Origin of the sequence: Aeromonas sp. 97A (assembly GCF_051919185.1) — a bacterium.
Taxonomy (GTDB): Bacteria; Pseudomonadota; Gammaproteobacteria; order Enterobacterales; family Aeromonadaceae; genus Aeromonas; species Aeromonas veronii.
Genome location: NZ_JBQBFF010000001.1, coordinates 1,544,907 through 1,561,887, shown reverse-complemented (window position 1 = coordinate 1,561,887; position 16,981 = coordinate 1,544,907). Strand labels below are relative to the sequence as shown.

13 protein-coding genes and 2 pseudogenes are annotated in these 16,981 nt (G+C 55.5%); 9 read left to right on the top strand and 6 right to left on the bottom strand.

Annotation, left to right across the window (positions count from 1 at the left end; all coding sequences use genetic code 11):
- The first annotated feature begins 34 nt into the window (after window positions 1-34).
- The 4 genes and pseudogenes from ACTG27_RS06975 to ACTG27_RS06960 form a co-directional block, all read left to right on the top strand.
- A complete protein-coding gene (locus tag ACTG27_RS06975) occupies window positions 35-364 on the top strand; it encodes a YbaB/EbfC family nucleoid-associated protein (protein ID WP_005333445.1) in 330 nt (109 codons plus the stop codon).
- An 81-nt stretch (window positions 365-445) separates the two neighbouring features.
- Window positions 446-685, top strand: coding sequence for a hypothetical protein (locus tag ACTG27_RS06970; protein WP_107684866.1), 240 nt, complete (start codon window positions 446-448; stop codon window positions 683-685).
- On the top strand, window positions 682-1,524 hold the full coding sequence (nfo, locus tag ACTG27_RS06965) for a deoxyribonuclease IV (protein ID WP_127005489.1): 843 nt from the start codon (window positions 682-684) through the stop codon (window positions 1,522-1,524). The genes ACTG27_RS06970 and nfo overlap by 4 nt, the downstream gene beginning before the upstream one ends.
- Window positions 1,525-1,689: 165 nt before the next feature.
- Window positions 1,690-1,895: pseudogene (locus ACTG27_RS06960) on the top strand (IS4 family transposase); the annotation flags it as partial.
- A gap of 149 nt (window positions 1,896-2,044) precedes the next feature.
- Here ACTG27_RS06960 and kup read toward each other — a convergent pair.
- The 4 genes from kup to ACTG27_RS06940 all read right to left on the bottom strand — a co-directional run bounded on the left by kup (window position 2,045) and on the right by ACTG27_RS06940 (window position 6,678).
- Window positions 2,045-3,913: a low affinity potassium transporter Kup gene (gene kup, locus ACTG27_RS06955; RefSeq protein WP_439979388.1), complete on the bottom strand. Its 1,869-nt coding sequence runs from the start codon at window positions 3,911-3,913 to the stop codon at window positions 2,045-2,047.
- 543 nt (window positions 3,914-4,456) lie between these two features.
- Window positions 4,457-5,356, bottom strand: a complete 900-nt coding sequence (locus tag ACTG27_RS06950) for an HNH endonuclease (protein ID WP_439979387.1) — start codon at window positions 5,354-5,356, stop codon at window positions 4,457-4,459.
- Window positions 5,357-5,410: 54 nt separating this feature from the next.
- Complete coding sequence (locus tag ACTG27_RS06945) at window positions 5,411-5,725, bottom strand: hypothetical protein (protein WP_439979386.1); 315 nt, start codon at window positions 5,723-5,725, stop codon at window positions 5,411-5,413.
- A 137-nt stretch (window positions 5,726-5,862) separates the two neighbouring features.
- Window positions 5,863-6,678, bottom strand: coding sequence for a magnesium transporter MgtE N-terminal domain-containing protein (locus ACTG27_RS06940; RefSeq protein ID WP_439979385.1), 816 nt, complete (start codon window positions 6,676-6,678; stop codon window positions 5,863-5,865).
- 667 nt (window positions 6,679-7,345) lie between these two features.
- Here ACTG27_RS06940 and ACTG27_RS06935 point away from each other — a divergent pair.
- The 5 genes from ACTG27_RS06935 to fdhD all read left to right on the top strand — a co-directional run bounded on the left by ACTG27_RS06935 (window position 7,346) and on the right by fdhD (window position 14,037).
- Window positions 7,346-7,945, top strand: coding sequence for a 4Fe-4S dicluster domain-containing protein (locus ACTG27_RS06935; protein ID WP_201914457.1), 600 nt, complete (start codon window positions 7,346-7,348; stop codon window positions 7,943-7,945).
- A gap of 46 nt (window positions 7,946-7,991) precedes the next feature.
- Entirely contained in the window at window positions 7,992-10,136 is a 2,145-nt protein-coding gene (fdhF, locus tag ACTG27_RS06930) for a formate dehydrogenase subunit alpha (RefSeq protein WP_439979384.1), read from the top strand.
- Between the two features lie 96 nt (window positions 10,137-10,232).
- The gene (locus ACTG27_RS06925) at window positions 10,233-10,631 is read left to right on the top strand and encodes a hypothetical protein (RefSeq protein WP_064337654.1); all 399 of its coding nucleotides are present in this window, start codon (window positions 10,233-10,235) and stop codon (window positions 10,629-10,631) included.
- A gap of 416 nt (window positions 10,632-11,047) precedes the next feature.
- Window positions 11,048-13,180, top strand: coding sequence for a sigma 54-interacting transcriptional regulator (locus ACTG27_RS06920; protein ID WP_069553995.1), 2,133 nt, complete (start codon window positions 11,048-11,050; stop codon window positions 13,178-13,180).
- Window positions 13,177-14,037, top strand: a complete 861-nt coding sequence (gene fdhD, locus ACTG27_RS06915; protein ID WP_439979383.1) for a formate dehydrogenase accessory sulfurtransferase FdhD — start codon at window positions 13,177-13,179, stop codon at window positions 14,035-14,037. Before ACTG27_RS06920 ends, fdhD begins: the two co-directional genes overlap by 4 nt.
- A gap of 100 nt (window positions 14,038-14,137) precedes the next feature.
- Here fdhD and asd read toward each other — a convergent pair.
- Both asd and ACTG27_RS06905 read right to left on the bottom strand, forming a co-directional pair.
- Window positions 14,138-15,248 (bottom strand): annotated as a pseudogene (asd, locus tag ACTG27_RS06910) (aspartate-semialdehyde dehydrogenase).
- Window positions 15,249-15,609: 361 nt separating this feature from the next.
- Window positions 15,610-16,917, bottom strand: coding sequence for a D-amino acid dehydrogenase (locus tag ACTG27_RS06905; protein ID WP_335813339.1), 1,308 nt, complete (start codon window positions 16,915-16,917; stop codon window positions 15,610-15,612).
- Window positions 16,918-16,981: the final 64 nt, after the last annotated feature.

Genomic DNA, 16,981 nt, shown 5'->3' with positions numbered 1-16,981 from the left:
GCTGGATGCCGGATTTCAAGACGAGAGACGACATATGTTTGGTAAAGGTGGAATGGGGAACCTGATGAAACAGGCCCAACAGATGCAAGAGCGTATGCAGAAGGCGCAGGAGCAGCTGGCTCAGATGGAAGTGACCGGTGAAGCCGGTGCTGGCATGGTCAAGGTCACCATGACCGGTAGCCACAGCGTCCGTCGCATCGAGATCGACCCCTCCCTGATGGAAGATGACAAGGAGCTGCTGGAAGATCTGGTTGCCGCCGCTTGCAACGATGCCGTGCGTCGTGTGGAAGAGCAGAACAAGGCCAAGATGGGCGAGCTGACCGGTGGCATGCAACTGCCGCCAGGTTTTAAAATGCCCTTCTAAGGCGACTCTCCCCGCGCATTCTTGCTCCCTTGTCGCTGGCCATTCGGGTCACGGCAAGGGGGACGGCCGAGAGACCCAAAGATGCAGCGTTATTGCTCAGGCGATACGCTGCGTTTTTTTATGGGCGCCATGCTGGTGTGGACGGGCTCTAACTATCCCTTCTGGGGAGAGGTTGCTACAGAGCAGGCCGATTGCGCCATGAAACGCAGCGCCTTGTATAGGCGGCACTATTTGTCGATACCCGCTATCGGATATCCCGGTTTGGCGTGGCCGGGCTGGATCGGCATAATGGCGGCTTGCCGTATCGAGGAGATTGTATGAAATATATCGGAGCCCACGTCAGTGCGGCCGGCGGGGTGGAGAATACCATCGCCCGCGCCCAGGCCATCGGGGCCAACGCGTTTGCCCTCTTTACCAAGAATCAGCGTCAGTGGCAGGCTGCCCCCTTGTCGGATGCCACCATCCGTGCCTTCAAGGCGGCTTGTGACAAGGCCGGTTTTCTGCCGGAGCAGATCCTGCCCCACGACAGCTATCTCATCAATCTGGGCCACCCGGATCCCGATGGTCTGGCCAAATCCCGCGATGCGTTTCTCGACGAGATGAAGCGTTGCGAGCAACTGGGGCTTTGCTATCTGAACTTCCACCCCGGTAGCCATCTCAAGCAGATCCCTGAGGCGGCCAGCCTCAAGCTGGTGAGCGAGTCCATCAACTGGGCGCTGGAGCGCAGTGAAGGGGTGACGGCGGTGATCGAGAACACCGCCGGGCAGGGGACCAACCTCGGCTGGTCGTTCGAGCACCTCGCCACCATCATCGAAGGGGTGGAGGACAAGAGCCGGGTCGGGATCTGTTTCGATACCTGCCACGCCTTTGCCGCCGGCTACGATCTGCGCACCGCCGAGAGCTGCGCTGCCGTCTTTGCCGAGTTCGACCGCACGGTGGGTTTTCATTATCTCAAGGGGATGCATATCAACGGCGCCAAGTGTACCTTCGGCAGCCGGGTCGATCGCCACCACAGCTTGCGGGAGGGCAATCTGGGGGAGGCAGTTTTCCACCACATCATGAATGATGAGCGCTTCGATCGCATTCCGCTGATCCTCGAGACCATTGACGAGTCCATCTGGGGCGAGGAGATCAGCTGGTTGCGCAGTCTGGTGAAGTGATAGTCAGCGAGCTGTGATAGTAAAACCAAACAACTGCCACACCCAGAATTCCTATCATGGCTTCATGTACCGGATCTTTAGCGGCAACCAATTGAAATAGATGTAAAAAAGGCTTCGATGGTGATCTGATTTTATCGCTAAACACAATCAACACACGCGAAGCCTATGACCATTATCAATGCTAATCACTATCTGGAGCAATGCCCGGCTCCCGCCCGCTGTACTCGAGCTCATTGCTCGGCTCGGCAAGCTTTGTCTGCGTTACCTCTGCACTGCTGCGGGCCATGAGGGGCTGTTTACATCGTCATTTCAATGCCTTGCAACTGGTGAACGCGCATCAGGTTTCCTACAAACTGTTTCACAATCAACTGCACTGGTTTGCCCCCTTCTCCCCTTGCGGGAGAAGGGTTGGGGATGAGGGGGCCGGTAACTGGGTTAACGGAAACAAGAGAGGGAGGCCAATGCCTCCCTCTCTATTTGCTGAGGTTTTCTATGCCATCAAGAGGCCATCAACCCGCCATCAGATATCCACCTGCGAACCCAGCTCGATAACCCGGTTGGGCGGGATCTCGAACTGATCCGGCGCGCGCAGGGCGTTGCGCTGCAGCAGCATAAAGAGCTTGCCGCGCAGATAGAGATACCAGGGGCGGTCTTTCATGATGAGCGACTCGTGGGCCATAAAGAACGAGGTCTCCATCATCCGGCAGCTCAGCCCCTCGGCGTTGCAGCGGTGGAAGATCTCCTCCACGTTCGGGGTCTCGCGCCAGCCGTAGCTTGCCACTACCCGCCAGAAGGTGGGGGAGAGCTGCTCGATGCAGACCCGGCGCACATTGTGGACGTAGGGCACATCCTCCACCCGCAGGGTGAGCAGGATGATCCGCTCGTGCAGCACCTTGTTGTGCTTGAGGTTATGGAGCAGCGCATGGGGGATCACATTGACCACCCGCGACATATAGACCGCAGTGCCAGCCACCCGGGTCGGCGGGGATTTCTCCAGCGAGGCGATCATCGGCTCAAGGGAGTTGCCGTGCTCGTTCAGGCGGCGAATAAGCTGGAAACGCTCGCTCTTCCAGCTGGTCATCACGGTGAACATCACCGCCCCCAGGGTGAGCGGCAGCCAGCCGCCGGAGAAGATCTTGGCAAGATTGGCGGCAAACAGCGGCACGTCGATACAGAGCAGCGCGGCAAACAGGATGGCCACCAGATACTTGTTCCAGTGCCAGCTGTTCTTGGCCACCGAGCAGGAGAGGATGGAGGTGAGCACCATGGTGCCGGTCACCGCGATGCCGTAGGCCGCCGCCAGATTGCTGGAGTGCTCGAAGCTCATGATGACGATCACCACCGAGATATAGAGCATCCAGTTGATGACCGGAATATAGATCTGGCCGGACTCCTGCTCGGAGGTGTGAACAATGCGAATGGGGGAGAGATAACCGAGCCGCACTGCCTGCCGGGTCAGCGAAAAGGCCCCGGAGATCACCGCCTGCGAGGCGATCACCGTCGCCATGGTTGCCAGCAGCAGCAGCGGCACCAGCGCCCATTTCGGGGCGAGCAGGAAGAAGGGGTTGGCAATGGCGGCGGGGTTGCTTAGCAGCAGCGCCCCCTGACCGAAGTAGTTGAGCACCAGCGAAGGCAGCACCACGATAAACCAGGCGAGGCGAATTGGATTCTTGCCAAAGTGGCCCATATCCGCGTAGAGCGCCTCCACCCCGGTGATGGCCAGCACCACGGCGCCGAGGGCAAAGAAGGAGGTGGTCTGGTACTGGATAAAGAAGCGCACCGCCCAGATGGGGTTGAGCGCACCCAACACCTCGGGGTTGTGGATGATGCCGCGCAGCCCCAGCACCGCCAGCGTCATAAACCAGATCAGCATGATGGGGGCAAACAGCTTGCCCACCATGGCGGTGCCATGTTTCTGGATGGCGAACAGCAGGGTCAGCACCAGCACCGAGAGGGTGACGATATAGGGGTCGAGGGCGGGGGTGAGAATGCTCAGCCCCTCGATGGCCGACATCACCGACATTGCTGGGGTGATCACCACCTCGCCATAGAAGAAGCTGCCGCCAATCAGGCCGAGGATGATCAGCAGCGGTGTCCAGCGGGTGGAGGCGTTGCGGGTTGCCAGCGACATCAGGGTGAGAATGCCCCCCTCGCCGGCGTTGTCGGCCCGCATCACAAAGGAGAGGTACTTGACCGACACCACCAGGATCAGCAGCCAGAAGATCAGCGAGAGAAAGCCGAGAATGGAGGCCGGCTCGACGCCGAACCCGAATTGACCTGACAGGCACTCGCGCAAGGTATAGAGCGGGCTGGTGCCGATATCGCCATAGACTACGCCAATCGCCGCCAGCATGACGCCGGGGGTGGCTTGTTGTTTATCACAGTTCATGAGTTCATCTTGTCAGTTTGATGTTTACACGTTTGCCAACGCACAGCTGCCCGACCTACCAGGAAAGTCGTGATATTTAATCGGGAGAGAATTAATGGATTGCGATGGGAAAGGGCGCTAACGGAATAGTGATCTGCTTGTCATGGAACACAGTCTGTTCATCTTTCATTAAGCTTATAATGACACACACTCTGCGGGAGTATGCTCAGTTATAAATAATCAAAAGTTCAATTTGAGTAAGGGAATTAATTATCCGGCGATTGAAATAGGCCGCGATAATGCAGGCAACAGTTTGTTTTATCTAGCGAAGTGGTTTGGCTACTTTCTTTTGCCAAAATGGATAATAAATAGACGATAAAGTAATCACTAATTAAATGCTTGCAGGATGGCAAAGGGGAGGGTGTTGGGTAGCAATGGAGTCTTTATTTGGGCGGGGAAAATGTAGGGTGCAATGAACGAAGTGAATTGCACCGCTAATTAAATAAGTAAGAGTAGAGGTGCAATGCGCAGTGCATATAGTATCTCACTGCTCTAGTCTTTTTGCTATGAAGATTGCTTTTTATGTAATAACTCTTTCATCTGCGATATTGTTTTCATCGGATTTGTTCGATGAATCATTCTGTGACAATTAGAGCAAATTACTGCCAAATCAGAAATCTTTGTATCAACTTGCTTTTCGGCATCGGCAAGTTTCTTGAGATGATGAACCTCACAAAAATCCTCGCCTAGAGCACCATAAAAAGAGTGAAAATCAAAATGGCATACTTCACATATAAGTGCGCCAGTATTTTCAAGTGTCTGCTTTTTTTTAAGATAAACAAGTTTCTGATTTCGCTCTCTTTTCATATGTGCTAAGAGTCTAGGATTCCCTTCAATGGCAGAAAAATCTATATCAGGTATATTGTTACTTACATCATAATTTTCAATAAATTCAAAAATTGGTCTAGTGTATTCCTCACTTTCTTTAGTGTTAGCGTACCAAATATTACTTTGTCCAATACCTCCCTTTACTGCTCTGGGGATCATGAGGGACCGCTGCCACATTGGTAGCAAAGTCACGTTATCCTTATGAGCTTGAATACGGAAAATGTTAATTTCATTACTTTTATGTTTTGTACTTACAACATTTAATGTCTGTTCTCGCCTGAATACCGTTGCGTTTTTATACCAACCTATGACGGCTGTTCCACCAGCATCTGGCCCAGCAGTCCAAATAACTAATACATTGTCTATTGAATCATCATCTTTAGATGCGCCTAAGTTTTCCAGTTTAATCTGTCCTGTTGGTCTAACATAGCCAAAAACTTGATCTCCAACTATCGTGAAATTACATACTTCATGTCCGATATCATCCTCGTTATAGGCACCTCCTCGTTCAAGAGTATCGTCTTCAATACCATCATATCGACTCATCCAACCTACATTACAGAATAAAAACTTCATTTTTCCTCCTAAAAATAAGATTACCTATAGGGCGTGGTGCAGTATATACGCACTTTATTTAGACTTGTTTTCTGGATTCTGTTTATTTGTTGCATTCGAAACAGCAGTAATCATTTGTGTTACTTGTTCAACGATCTTTGGTTCAAAATTAGAAGTTTCTACTTTGGTAAATGCACTATCACTATTTAAATTCCAGTTTTCAAAAATAGCTTTCATATCGGATTGGGAAACGTTATTACCATAAACCTCTAAGTAAAATTTACCAAAGTTAATGGCATGCATTCGGTCACTACGTTTTAGTGATTCATGCATATATGCGTTACCTAGATTATATGCATGTTTGGCCCAAGCTCCGAATAGTGTAACCACTATTAACCCCTTTAACAAAAGGAAGGAAAAGAAAAACCAATCAATATTTTCCTTGGCTGCTGAATGGAATGCTATTCCGCCGTAAATTAATGCGCCTATAGCAGATAGGATAGCTAATCCTAAAGCTATAGAGCCCTCTAAATTCCAGTTTTTAGATTTTTTAGAGAATTCATTCTCTTTTTTTCTAAAACATTAACAGCAGATTTGACAAATTCTGGCACTTTTAATTCTATTTTTTCTTGTACTTGTTTTTGATATTCCTCTTGTAGTTGTCTAATACTATCTTTTAGTTCTAACTCACGTTTTACAAAGCTACTTTCAATACTTTTTAATTTGTTTTGACGTTGGTGGAAATCTTTTTCAGCAATAGATATTTGATTTCGTAAATGTTCTAGTTGCTCAGTTAATTGTTCTTCTCTAGCTCGTTGGCGGCGCTCTAAGTAGCGCTCTTTATCTTCAAGTTCTTTTATACGATCAAAAGCATCTTTCTCAATTGAATTTTCAAACTTTTGAGTTAAATAGTGCTTATAGTTATCCTCGAGATCAGACTCCTCTTCTGCAATTTCTAGAATCATATGACGATCTTCAATTGGTAGCATTTTAAGCAATCTATCTCGTACATCTGAGCTAGTGCTGCGAATAACACGAATCAAGTTATCTCTACTAATAACTCTAAGTAATTTAGCTAGGGAATTTGTTGAACATAATAACAAAACCTTATTTATGGTTCGATTGCTAAGAGTTGAAAAAAGTCTATTTGCAGCATCTTCATTAAGGTTGGAAATTAATACCTGCATCCCCTTTTCGGGGAGATGCCCCATAAGCAGAGACAATTCTTTATCGTTGCTACTAGTAATCAACTTGTTTAGTTGACTAGGTTCCATTAATCGCCATATTTCACTTAAGTCGTTACGTGAAATATTACTAATTCTTATGTTTGTTTCGTGAGTCATAGTTGCCAAATTAATTATTTTTAAAAAATATTCCAGACATTCTGAAATATGCTAATAGGGTTTTGTATCAAAAGGAATATTTGATCAAGCACTAGGCTATAATAAAATCGCTAAGTAACTCATGTGGCTAGTGAACGACCATTTTTCTCATACTTAGCAAACTTTTTCTGGCCATTATTTTTAGAGCGTTAGTGATCACCTTTATCATTTTCTAGCATCGCTTCGTTGCATCTAATCCACATAATTTATCACTTATCTGATGAAAACGATCCCAGCGAAGCTGGTTGTCAACTGAAGCATGCTATCCAATCGGGTAGGGGGTAAAAAGGGCAATCGGCGCATAATCTGTCCGAGATCAATAAATTAGTCATTGATTGGTTGTTATTTGTTCGCTTGAGCTGAAAGGACAGGGTGATAGCCTTTGTCAGCCGGTGTCGAGCTCGTCACTTTTGTCGTGTCGATCACACTTCCCACCCCGTCGTCACCCTCGTCAGTAGCGGTAAACAGCACGCTGCTCTTGCTGATTACTTCTTTATTTTCAGATGGTTGTGAATTTTTATCGCGCCATTGGCCTGTTTTGGTCTGATAAATGCTTTGTGGGGGGCTGGCCGCCTCTTTGCCTGTCGGCGGGCGGCCCGGTGTAACGAACCATTTAGGATCCCTCTCTATGAACAGCTTCGTGATTGCAGATCCCAGTCTCTGTATTGGGTGTCGTACCTGTGAGGTGGCCTGCGCCGTTTCACACCAGTCAGGGTCTTGCAGCGGGACCCTTGAGCGGGAGGGCGGCCTGCATCTTGCCATCGAGGATGGACATCTGGTCTCCAAGGACAGCTACTTTCAGCCGCGCCTGAAGGTGATCGTGGGCAGCAAGGTGACCACGCCGGTGCTCTGCCGCCAGTGTGAAGACAAGCCCTGTGCCATGGCCTGCCCGAACAATGCCATCGTTAGTGAGGATGGTTGCGTCAAGGTGTTGCAGGAGCGCTGCATTGGCTGCAAGTCCTGCGTGGTGGCCTGTCCTTACGGCGCCATGGCGGTGGTGCTCAAAGAGGTGCCCCCAGCTGCTGATTCGCTCTTCAAGCGTCCGCAGACCAAGGCGCAGGCGCTCAAGTGCGATCTCTGCCGTCACCGCGAGGCGGGCCCGGCCTGTGTCGAGGTGTGTCCGACCCAGGCGCTCAGGCTGGTCACGCCGGAGCATCTTGAAAACCTGAACCGGCAGAAGCAGCTGGCCAGTGCCGAGGCACTGCTGGCGATGCCGGCGCGGGTGTGAGCGGGCTTGCCGAGCCGTTTTTCGTTAACAAACAAGAGTGTGAGTCATGAAAAAAGTCATTACCGTGTGCCCCTATTGCGGCACCGGTTGCAAAATCAACCTGCTGGTTGAAAACGACAAGGTGGTGGGGGCCGAAGGCGCCAACGGCCGGACCAACGAGGGGCAGCTCTGCCTCAAGGGCTATTACGGTTGGGATTTTTTGAACGACACCAACCTGCTGACCCCCCGTCTCAAGAGCCCGATGATCCGCCGCGAACGCGGTGGCAAGTTCGAGGCGGTCTCTTGGGACGAAGCCATCGAGTTCGCCAGCAGCCGTCTCTCTGCCATCAAGGCGAAATATGGCCCGGACGCCATCATGACCACCGGCTCTGCCCGTGGCCCGGGCAATGAAGCCAACTATGTGATGCAAAAATTTGCCCGTGCGGTGATTGGGACGAACAACGTCGACCACTGCGCGAGGGTGTGACACGCACCCTCAGTCTCCGGTCTGGAGACAACTGTAGGCAACGGCGCCATGAGCAACGCCATTCCCGAAATTCAAGAGACCAAGTGCCTGCTGGTATTTGGTTACAACGCTGCTGACTCTCACCCCATCGTGGCCCGCCATATCCTCAAGGCGAAGGCAAACGGGGCCAAGGTGATTGTGTGTGATCCCCGCATGGTGGAGACCGCCCGTATCGCCGATCAGTGGCTGCCGCTCAAAAACGGTTCCAACATGGCGCTGGTTAACGCTTTCGCCAACGTGTTGATCAATGAAGGGCTCTACAACAAGGCATTTGTCGCCAACTACACCGAAGGGTTCGAGACCTTCAAGGCGACGGTGGCCAAGTACACCCCGGAATATGTGGAGGGGATCACCGGCCTCAAGGCCGCCGATATCCGCGCCGCTATTCGCACCTATGCCGAGTCGCCTGCGTCCATGATCCTGTGGGGCATGGGGGTGACCCAGTACGGTCAGGCGGTGGACGTGGTCAAGGGGCTGGCGGGTCTGGCGCTGCTGACCGGCAACTTCGGTCGTCGCGGTACCGGTTGCGGGCCGGTACGTGGTCAGAACAACGTGCAGGGCACCTGTGACATGGGGATGCTGCCGCACCAGTTCCCGGGTTATCAGTCGGTAGCCGATCCCGCCATCAGCGCCAAGTTTGCCAAGGCGTGGGGCGTGGCGTCGCTCTCCCAGAAACCCGGCTATCGCCTGACGGAGCTTGGCCACAAGGTGGAGGAGGGCAAGTGCAAGGCCTTCTACATCTTCGGTGAAGATCCGGCCCAGACCGAGGCTGATTTGGGTCAGTTCCGCCGCACTCTGGCGGGGATGGAGCTGGTGATCGTGCAGGATATCTTCATGACCCAGACTGCCGAGATGGCTGACGTCATTCTGCCCGCCACCAGCTGGGGCGAGCATGAAGGGGTCTACAGCTCGGCGGATCGCGGCTTCCAGCGTTTCTACAAGGCGGTGACGCCCCCTGAGAACGTGAAGCCGGACTGGGCGATCTTCTCGCTGATGGCGACCGCCATGGGTTATCCCATGGAGTACCACAACACCGAAGAGATCTGGGACGAGATGCGTGCGCTCTGCCCACTCTACGCCGGGGTCGGCTACGACAAGATGGCCGATCTCAAGAGCGTGCAGTGGCCCTGTCCGACCGAGGATCACCCGGGCACCAGTACCCTGTTCGAGGGGAATGTGTTCACTACCCCGAGCGGCAAGGGTCAGCTTATTGCCTCCGAGTGGCGGCCGCCGCTGGAGCAGCCCTGTGCCGAGTACCCGCTGGTGCTCTCCACCGTGCGCGAGGTGGGTCACTACTCCTGCCGCTCCATGACCGGCAACTGCTCGGCACTGCAAACCCTGGCCGATGAGCCCGGCTATGTGCAGATCCACCCGAGCGATGCTAGGAAGCTCGGGGTGAAGGATCAGGCGCTGGTCTGGATCTCGTCGCGCCGTGGCAAGGTGATCACCCGCGCCAACTACAACGACCGGGTCAACGCCGGGGTGGTCTACATGACCTACCAGTGGTGGATCGGGGCCTGCAACGAGCTCACCATCGAGCACGTCGATCCCGTCTCCCATACGCCGGAGTACAAGTACTGCGCGGTGAAGATTGAGCGCATCGACAATCAGCCTGAGGCGGAAGTCTACGTCCAGACTGAATACAGCGCGCTCAAGGCGAAATTGCGCAGCGCAGCCAAGGGCTGATCGCCCTAAAAACGAGGTTCTGCACAAATAAGGGAACCCGACTCGGATTTATCGAGTCGGGCACCCTTTTATTACCCAAAAAAAGGGGAGTAAATGATGCAACATGAAATTGGTCGCTTATTCGGACTTTTCTATATTGGCACCTATCTGGCGGCGATATTGCTGGGAATAGGTTGCTATATTTGGCGCGACGAGATGATATTTCTGCTCGGCTTCGGTTTTTTCGGCTGTTTTATGGCGGCACGGCTTGCCATGAGCAGCGTATTTTCTGCCTTGAGTATTTCCAGTGCCTGGCTGATCGGGTTTATCTCCACCACCTTGATCAACGGCCTGCTGCTGGGGGTGATCACCCTGCTGATCTACCTCACGCACCAGAGCGTCACCGCCGAGCTTGCCGACAACGCCAGCTGGCTGCTGATGGCCTTCCAGAGCCTGTCGGCCCTCTTTATCTTCGGTGGCCTGAAGTGCTGCCACAGCCGGATCATCACTTCGTAAATTGCTGATGGATGGGCAGCAAATGCCATCTCGAAACCCGCAGTCAGCGAAGAGGAGAGGCAGATCTGACAGTTGACGGCGGCCCACTTTTCGGGCGCCTTAATTGAGATCAAGAACTGATGAAATAACCGGTTAAATATGGTCATCAGATATATTAAATCGGATTGTAATGAAATTTGAGCTCATCTATGATGAGTCGCCATTCCAATATATCCCCCGATAACGATGTTACTTTTTGTTGTCGTTCGTTAATAATAACTCTGGAATTGCAACATGCGACAATTTTCGTCACCGCTTTTCTTATTGGCAGCCACTTTTACGGGCTGCGGCTATTTATTTTGGTGACGGGTGCTTGTCGTGATGCGATGGCATGGACAGCCTGACTGGTGACTAAATCGATATAACGTGAGGCCGCAATGCTAAATGTGAGTGCCATCCCCCTGGACGAGATCTCTCCCATCTGGGACGACGGTTTCCTCCTGCTCTCCAAATCCCTCCTGTCGGCCGTGACGCTCGATGATTTTATCCACAAACTCAACAAGATAGATGCCAGCTTCGGCGGCGTGACCCGGGTCAACCTGATCCTCAACATGGGTGCGGACGAGGAGGCCATCTTCTACTTCATGGGACATTCCGGCCCAAAGCATCTGGTCTGCCCGAAGGCAGAGCTGCACCTCTCCCCCCGTCCTACCAAAGAGACCCCGGAACAGGCCATCATTCTCGCTGCCGCCCGCTTTGAGAATCGCTGCCCGGCGCTGGATCGCGAAGGGGTCTACGGGGGGCTGCGCTCCTACTGCCAGCTCCCCATTACCACCGCCCGCAGTCATCTGGGCGGGGTCGAGTTTATCAACACCCAGCTCGACAGCTTCACCATGGAGACACTCGCCAAGCTGACCCAGCTGGCGGCCATTATCGCCATTGCGCTGGAGAACGTACTCGACAAGGAGCGCACCCTGGAGCAGGCCAATTCCCTGCGTCTTGAGCGCGACAGCTGCAAAATTCTGGTGGATGTGACCAACGCGGTGATCAAACTGGTGCGCATTGCCGAGCTGCCCAAGAGCCTGTTTACCATCCTGCATCACCATTTCGGCATCAGCAGCTTGTGTCTGGCGGAGTACAACGCCACCTCCGACAGTTTCAAGAGCTATCTGGTCAATCAGCACCAGAGCGAGCAGCCGGGCATCATCGATCACTCCTGTTTTGAAAAGAAGTGCCTGCAGGGGGCCCTTGGCCACAGCGAGCCGTTTTTTGTCTATCGCGAACACGGCCACGGCTGTAGTAATCGCTGCCGCTTTACCTCCCAGATCCTGCCACCCGAGGCTGACAGCTCCTGCATTTTGCCGCTGCGCTATCGGGGCAACCTGCTGGGGGTGTTGATCCTCTCCCATCCCAACGCCGACTTCTTTGCCGATATCGATATCTCCTTGCTGGAACAGGTGGCGGCGCGCACGGCCATTGCCATGAACAACGTGCAGGCCCAGCAGGAGATCTCCAACACCAACGGCGCCAAAGAGAAGACCATTCGCATCAACGAGCCGCAGATGCAGGGGGAGTTCCCCCACATCATCTACCAGAGCGCGGTGATGGAGAGTGTGCTGGAGAAGGTGCGGCTGGTGGCCGAGAGCGACAGTACCGTGCTGATCCTCGGCGAGACCGGTACCGGCAAGGAGCTGATCGCCCAGGCCATTCACGCCCTGAGTGCTCGCCACGATCACGAGATGGTGAAGGTGAACTGCGCCGCCATTCCCACCGGCCTTATCGAGAGCGATCTCTTTGGCCACGAAAAGGGGGCCTTTACCGGCGCCCTGACCCAGCGGATCGGCCGTTTCGAGCGGGCCCACAAAGGCACCCTGTTCCTCGACGAAGTGGGGGATATGCCGCTGGACTTGCAGCCCAAACTCTTGCGGGTATTGCAGGAGCACGAGTTGGAGCGGGTGGGCAACAGCAACCCCATAGCGGTGGATGTGCGGCTGGTGGCCGCCACCAACTGCGATCTGCTCTCCATGGTCAAGAACAAGCGCTTTCGAAGCGATCTCTACTACCGCCTCAACGTCTTTCCCATCGAGCTGCCGCCGCTGCGGGAGCGGCGCGAGGATATTCCGCTCTTGGTCAATTTCTTTATCAAGAAGATCGCCAAGCGGATGCGCCGCACCATCACCTCGATCCCCGCCGATGCCATGAAGATGCTGGTGTCACTCCCCTGGTACGGCAATATCCGCGAGCTGGAGAACGTCATCGAGCGCGCCGTGGTGATGACCCGCGGCCATGTGCTCAACCTCTCGCCCGATGAGCTGATGCCACTCAAGGGTTATCACAAGATTGAGACCCTGGTGTATGACGAGCCCGCCACGCCGCTCTTTGCCGAGGAGGGGCCGATTGATGAGCGCGAAGCGATCATCGCCGCCCTGCGCGACTGCAACGGCATCGTCGCTGGCGAGCGGGGGGCGGCCAACCGCCTCGGCATGAAGCGCACCACCTTGCTTTCGAAAATGAAGCGGCTCGGCATTTCGGCCCGGGATCCCGAGATCATTGATGGGGTCGCACCATGAGAGAGCTACTTGAGCTTGAGGCGCGTGACGAGCTTAGCGAGCAGAGCGAACAGAACGAGCTGGCCCGCTGCGCCATCCATCGCGAGGTGGTGCACTACCGCGCCGATACACTGACCTGCGACAGCGAAATGGCGCTGCCTTCCGAGACGCCGGTGGCGCTGGTCTACAACGGCATCGCCCACAGCGTGATGATGTGCTCGGCCTCCGATCTGGAGGATTTTGCCATCGGCTTTTCGCTATCCGAGGGGATCATCGACAGCCTGCTCGATATCCACGACATCGAACAGATTGACGGCTGTCAGGGGATTGAGCTGCATATCACCTTGGCCAATCGCTGCGTCCATCGCCTCAAAGAGAAGCGGCGCACGCTGGCGGGGCGCACCGGTTGCGGCATCTGCGGCAGCGAGAGTCTGGAGCAGGTGATCCGCACCCAGCCAAGCTTGCCCGATAGTCAGCGCCTGGCGGTGGGCCATATCGACAAGGTATTGACCGCGCTGCGCCCGCTCCAGCTATTGGGTCAGCGCACCGGCGCCACCCATGCGGCTGTGCATCTGGATGGGGAAGGCAACATTCTCGCCATCCGCGAAGATGTGGGGCGCCATATTGCGCTGGACAAGCTGGTGGGCCATCTGTGCCGCAGCGGTCGGCGGGATGGCGCCATTCTGGTAACCAGCCGCGCCAGCTTCGAGATGGTGCAAAAGTGCGCCAGCGCCGGGGTGGAGATCTTGCTCGCCATCTCGGCTGCCACCGAGCTTGCAGTCGAGCGGGCCGAACAGACCGGGCTCACCTTGGTCGGCTTTTGCCGTCCCGGTCGGGCCGAGATCTACAGCGGCTGTCAGCGTATTCTGCTCAAGTAGTGACAAGGCCGTGACCCGCTAAACAGGGCACGAAAACTGGCAATAAAAAAGGGCGGGGAGTGTGACTCCCCGCCCTTGTTGTATCTGCTTCTTGAGCGGATTAGCGCGCCAGCAGGATACGCAGCATGCGGCGCAGCGGCTCGGCGGCGCCCCACAGCAGCTGGTCACCCACGGTAAAGGCGGCCAGATACTCAGGGCCCATATTGAGTTTGCGCAGACGGCCCACCGGAATGCTGAGGGTGCCGGTGACGGCCGCCGGAGTCAGCTCGCGGGCGGTGATGTCGCGATCGTTGGGGATCACTTTTACCCAGTCGTTGTGGGCAGCCAGCAGGGCTTCGATCTCCGCCAGCGGCACATCTTTTTTCAGCTTGATGGTGAAGGCCTGGCTGTGGCAGCGCAGGGCGCCGATCCGCACACAGAGACCATCCACCGGAATGACGGCGTTCTCGATACCCAAAATCTTGTTGGTCTCGGCCTGACCTTTCCACTCTTCACGGCTCTGGCCGTTGTCGAGCTTGGTGTCGATCCAGGGGATAAGGCCACCGGCCAGCGGCACGCCGAAGTTGTCTACCGGCAGGGTGCCGGAGCGGGTCTTCTCGGTGATCTTGCGCTCGATGTCGAGAATGGCGGAGGCGGGATCCGCCAGCTCGACCGCCACTTCGTCGCGCAGCATCCCCATCTGTGTCACCAGCTCGCGCATATGACGGGCACCGCCACCGGAGGCAGCCTGATAGGTGGCCACGCTCACCCACTCCACCAGATCGGCCTTGAACAGGCCGCCGAGGGCCAGCAGCATCAGGCTGACGGTGCAGTTGCCGCCGACGAAGGTTGATGCCATCGTTCAGGGCCTGCGCGATAACGTCGCCGTTGACCGGATCCAGAATGATGACGGCGTCTTTCTCCATCCGCAGGGAGGAGGCGGCGTCAATCCAGTAACCCTGCCAGCCGGCGGCTTTCAGGCGCGGATAGACATCCTTGGTGTAGTCGCCGCCTTGCGCGGTGATGATGATATCCTGCTTGGCCAGCGCCTCGATATCGAAGGCGTCTTGCAGAGTACCGGCATCGACGCCGAAGTTGGGAGCGGCCTCACCGGCCTGGGAGGTGGTGAAGAATGTGGGTTGAATATGGGCGAAATCCTGCTCTTCCTGCATCCGGCTCATCAGAACCGATCCCACCATGCCACGCCAACCGACCAAACCTACTTTTTTCATATTGTCCTACCCTGGATTGCTGCTAAAGAAACTTGCGATGACACCCGTAACCCCTTGTCCGGCGACGCCTGTTTACAAGCTGTTTACAGGCCATTTAAAAAATATGCGCTGCGAAAAATGCGTCTATCCACATTACGGATTGTGACGGCTTGCGCAAGTCGAATTGCGCAATATTCTGTGCCGTTTGCTGCATTAACCGGCAGCCAGCGCACCGCTCAGGTAGGCGGGGAGGGAGAAGGTCAACATCAGACGAAAAGGCCACCGCTTTTGGCGGTGGCCTGTCAATAAAGTGGTTGGGAACGTCCTCTGCTGTTGTCTGAGGGCGCAGTCGGCGAGTGAAGCAGCCCGACAGCGTAGGTGCTTAGCCGTAACGAGCCAGAGTGAGCCCCTCATCGCTGATGGCGGGCTCGCTGCCGCTGATCAGATCGCACAGAAGCTGACCCGAACCGGCCGCCATGGTCCAGCCCAGGGTGCCGTGGCCGGTATTGAGCCAGAGGCCGGGAATGGGGCTCGGCCCCACCAGTGGGGTGCCGTCCGGCGTCATGGGACGCAGGCCGGTCCAGAATTCAGCCTTGCTGATATCGCCCCCTTCGGGAAAGAGATCGCCGACCACCATCGCCAGCGTGTCGTGGCGCCTCGGATTAAGGGCGAGGTTGTAGCCCGACAGCTCCGCCATGCCGCCGACCCGGATCCGCTCGTCAAAGCGGGTGATGGCCACCTTGTAGGTCTCGTCGAGCACGGTACTGCGCGGCGCGGCCTCGGCGTTGATCATCGGCAGGGTGAGGGAGTAGCCCTTGACCGGATAGACAGGCAGCTCCAGCCCGAGCGGGCGCAGCAGCGGCCGTAAAAAGCCGGTGGCAAAACTGCCGAGCGCACAGACGATGGCATCGGCGCGATAGCGCTGCTCGCCCGCCCGTACCGCCACGGCGCGGCCGCGGGCTTGCTCAATCTCGTCGATATCGCAGTTGAAGACGAACTGGACCCCGAGCTTCTCGGCTTCAAGGGCAAGGGCCTTGGTGAAGCGGAAGCAGTCGCCGGTCTCGTCGCCGGGCAGGCGCAAGCCGCCGACGATTTTGCCGCGCACCCGCGCCAGCGCAGGCTCTGCCGCTTCGCAGCCGCTGGCATCCAGCGACTGGTAGGGGACGCCATACTCCTCCAGCACCTCGATATCGCGCTGACTGGCATCGAGTTGGGATTGGCTGCGAAACAGTTGCAGGGTGCCGAGCTGGCGCCCTTCGTAATCGATGCTCAGCTCGTCGCGCAGCAGCTTCATGCAGTCGCGGCTGTATTCGGCCAGACGCACCATGCGCCCCTTGTTGGTGGCATAGGCGGTCGGGGTGCAGTTGGCGAGCATTCTGAGCATCCAGCGTAGCTGGAAGGGGTCGGCAGTGGGGCGCACGGTGAAGGGGGCATGCTTTTGCAGCATCCACTTGGCGGCCTTGAGCGGGATACCCGGGGCCGCCCAGGGGGCTGCATAGCCCGGGGATATCTGCCCGGCGTTGGCATGGCTGGTTTCAAGGGCGACGCCCCCTTGTCGCTCCAGCAGGGTCACCTTGTGACCCGCCTTGGCCAGATACCAGGCGCTGGTTACCCCAATCACGCCGCCACCGAGAACCACTATCTCCATATCGTCTTTCCTTGACTGATCTCCTGATGTGGCCACCACCATAATCAGCCGCCACAGGATATTCAACCGCTCTGCGCAGGATTGAGATCTCCGTCTGCTTGCCAGT

Bases quoted from the DNA above. Each gene is read 5' to 3' on its own strand.
- ACTG27_RS06975 (WP_005333445.1), top strand. From the start codon at position 35: ATGTTTGGTAAAGGTGGAATGGGGAACCTGATGAAACAGGCCCAACAG.
- ACTG27_RS06970 (WP_107684866.1), top strand. From the start codon at position 446: ATGCAGCGTTATTGCTCAGGCGATACGCTGCGTTTTTTTATGGGCGCC.
- nfo (WP_127005489.1), top strand. From the start codon at position 682: ATGAAATATATCGGAGCCCACGTCAGTGCGGCCGGCGGGGTGGAGAAT.
- kup (WP_439979388.1), bottom strand. From the start codon at position 3,913: ATGAACTGTGATAAACAACAAGCCACCCCCGGCGTCATGCTGGCGGCG.
- ACTG27_RS06950 (WP_439979387.1), bottom strand. From the start codon at position 5,356: ATGAAGTTTTTATTCTGTAATGTAGGTTGGATGAGTCGATATGATGGT.
- ACTG27_RS06940 (WP_439979385.1), bottom strand. From the start codon at position 6,678: ATGACTCACGAAACAAACATAAGAATTAGTAATATTTCACGTAACGAC.
- ACTG27_RS06935 (WP_201914457.1), top strand. From the start codon at position 7,346: ATGAACAGCTTCGTGATTGCAGATCCCAGTCTCTGTATTGGGTGTCGT.
- ACTG27_RS06925 (WP_064337654.1), top strand. From the start codon at position 10,233: ATGCAACATGAAATTGGTCGCTTATTCGGACTTTTCTATATTGGCACC.
- ACTG27_RS06920 (WP_069553995.1), top strand. From the start codon at position 11,048: ATGCTAAATGTGAGTGCCATCCCCCTGGACGAGATCTCTCCCATCTGG.
- fdhD (WP_439979383.1), top strand. From the start codon at position 13,177: ATGAGAGAGCTACTTGAGCTTGAGGCGCGTGACGAGCTTAGCGAGCAG.
- ACTG27_RS06905 (WP_335813339.1), bottom strand. From the start codon at position 16,917: ATGGTGGTGGCCACATCAGGAGATCAGTCAAGGAAAGACGATATGGAG.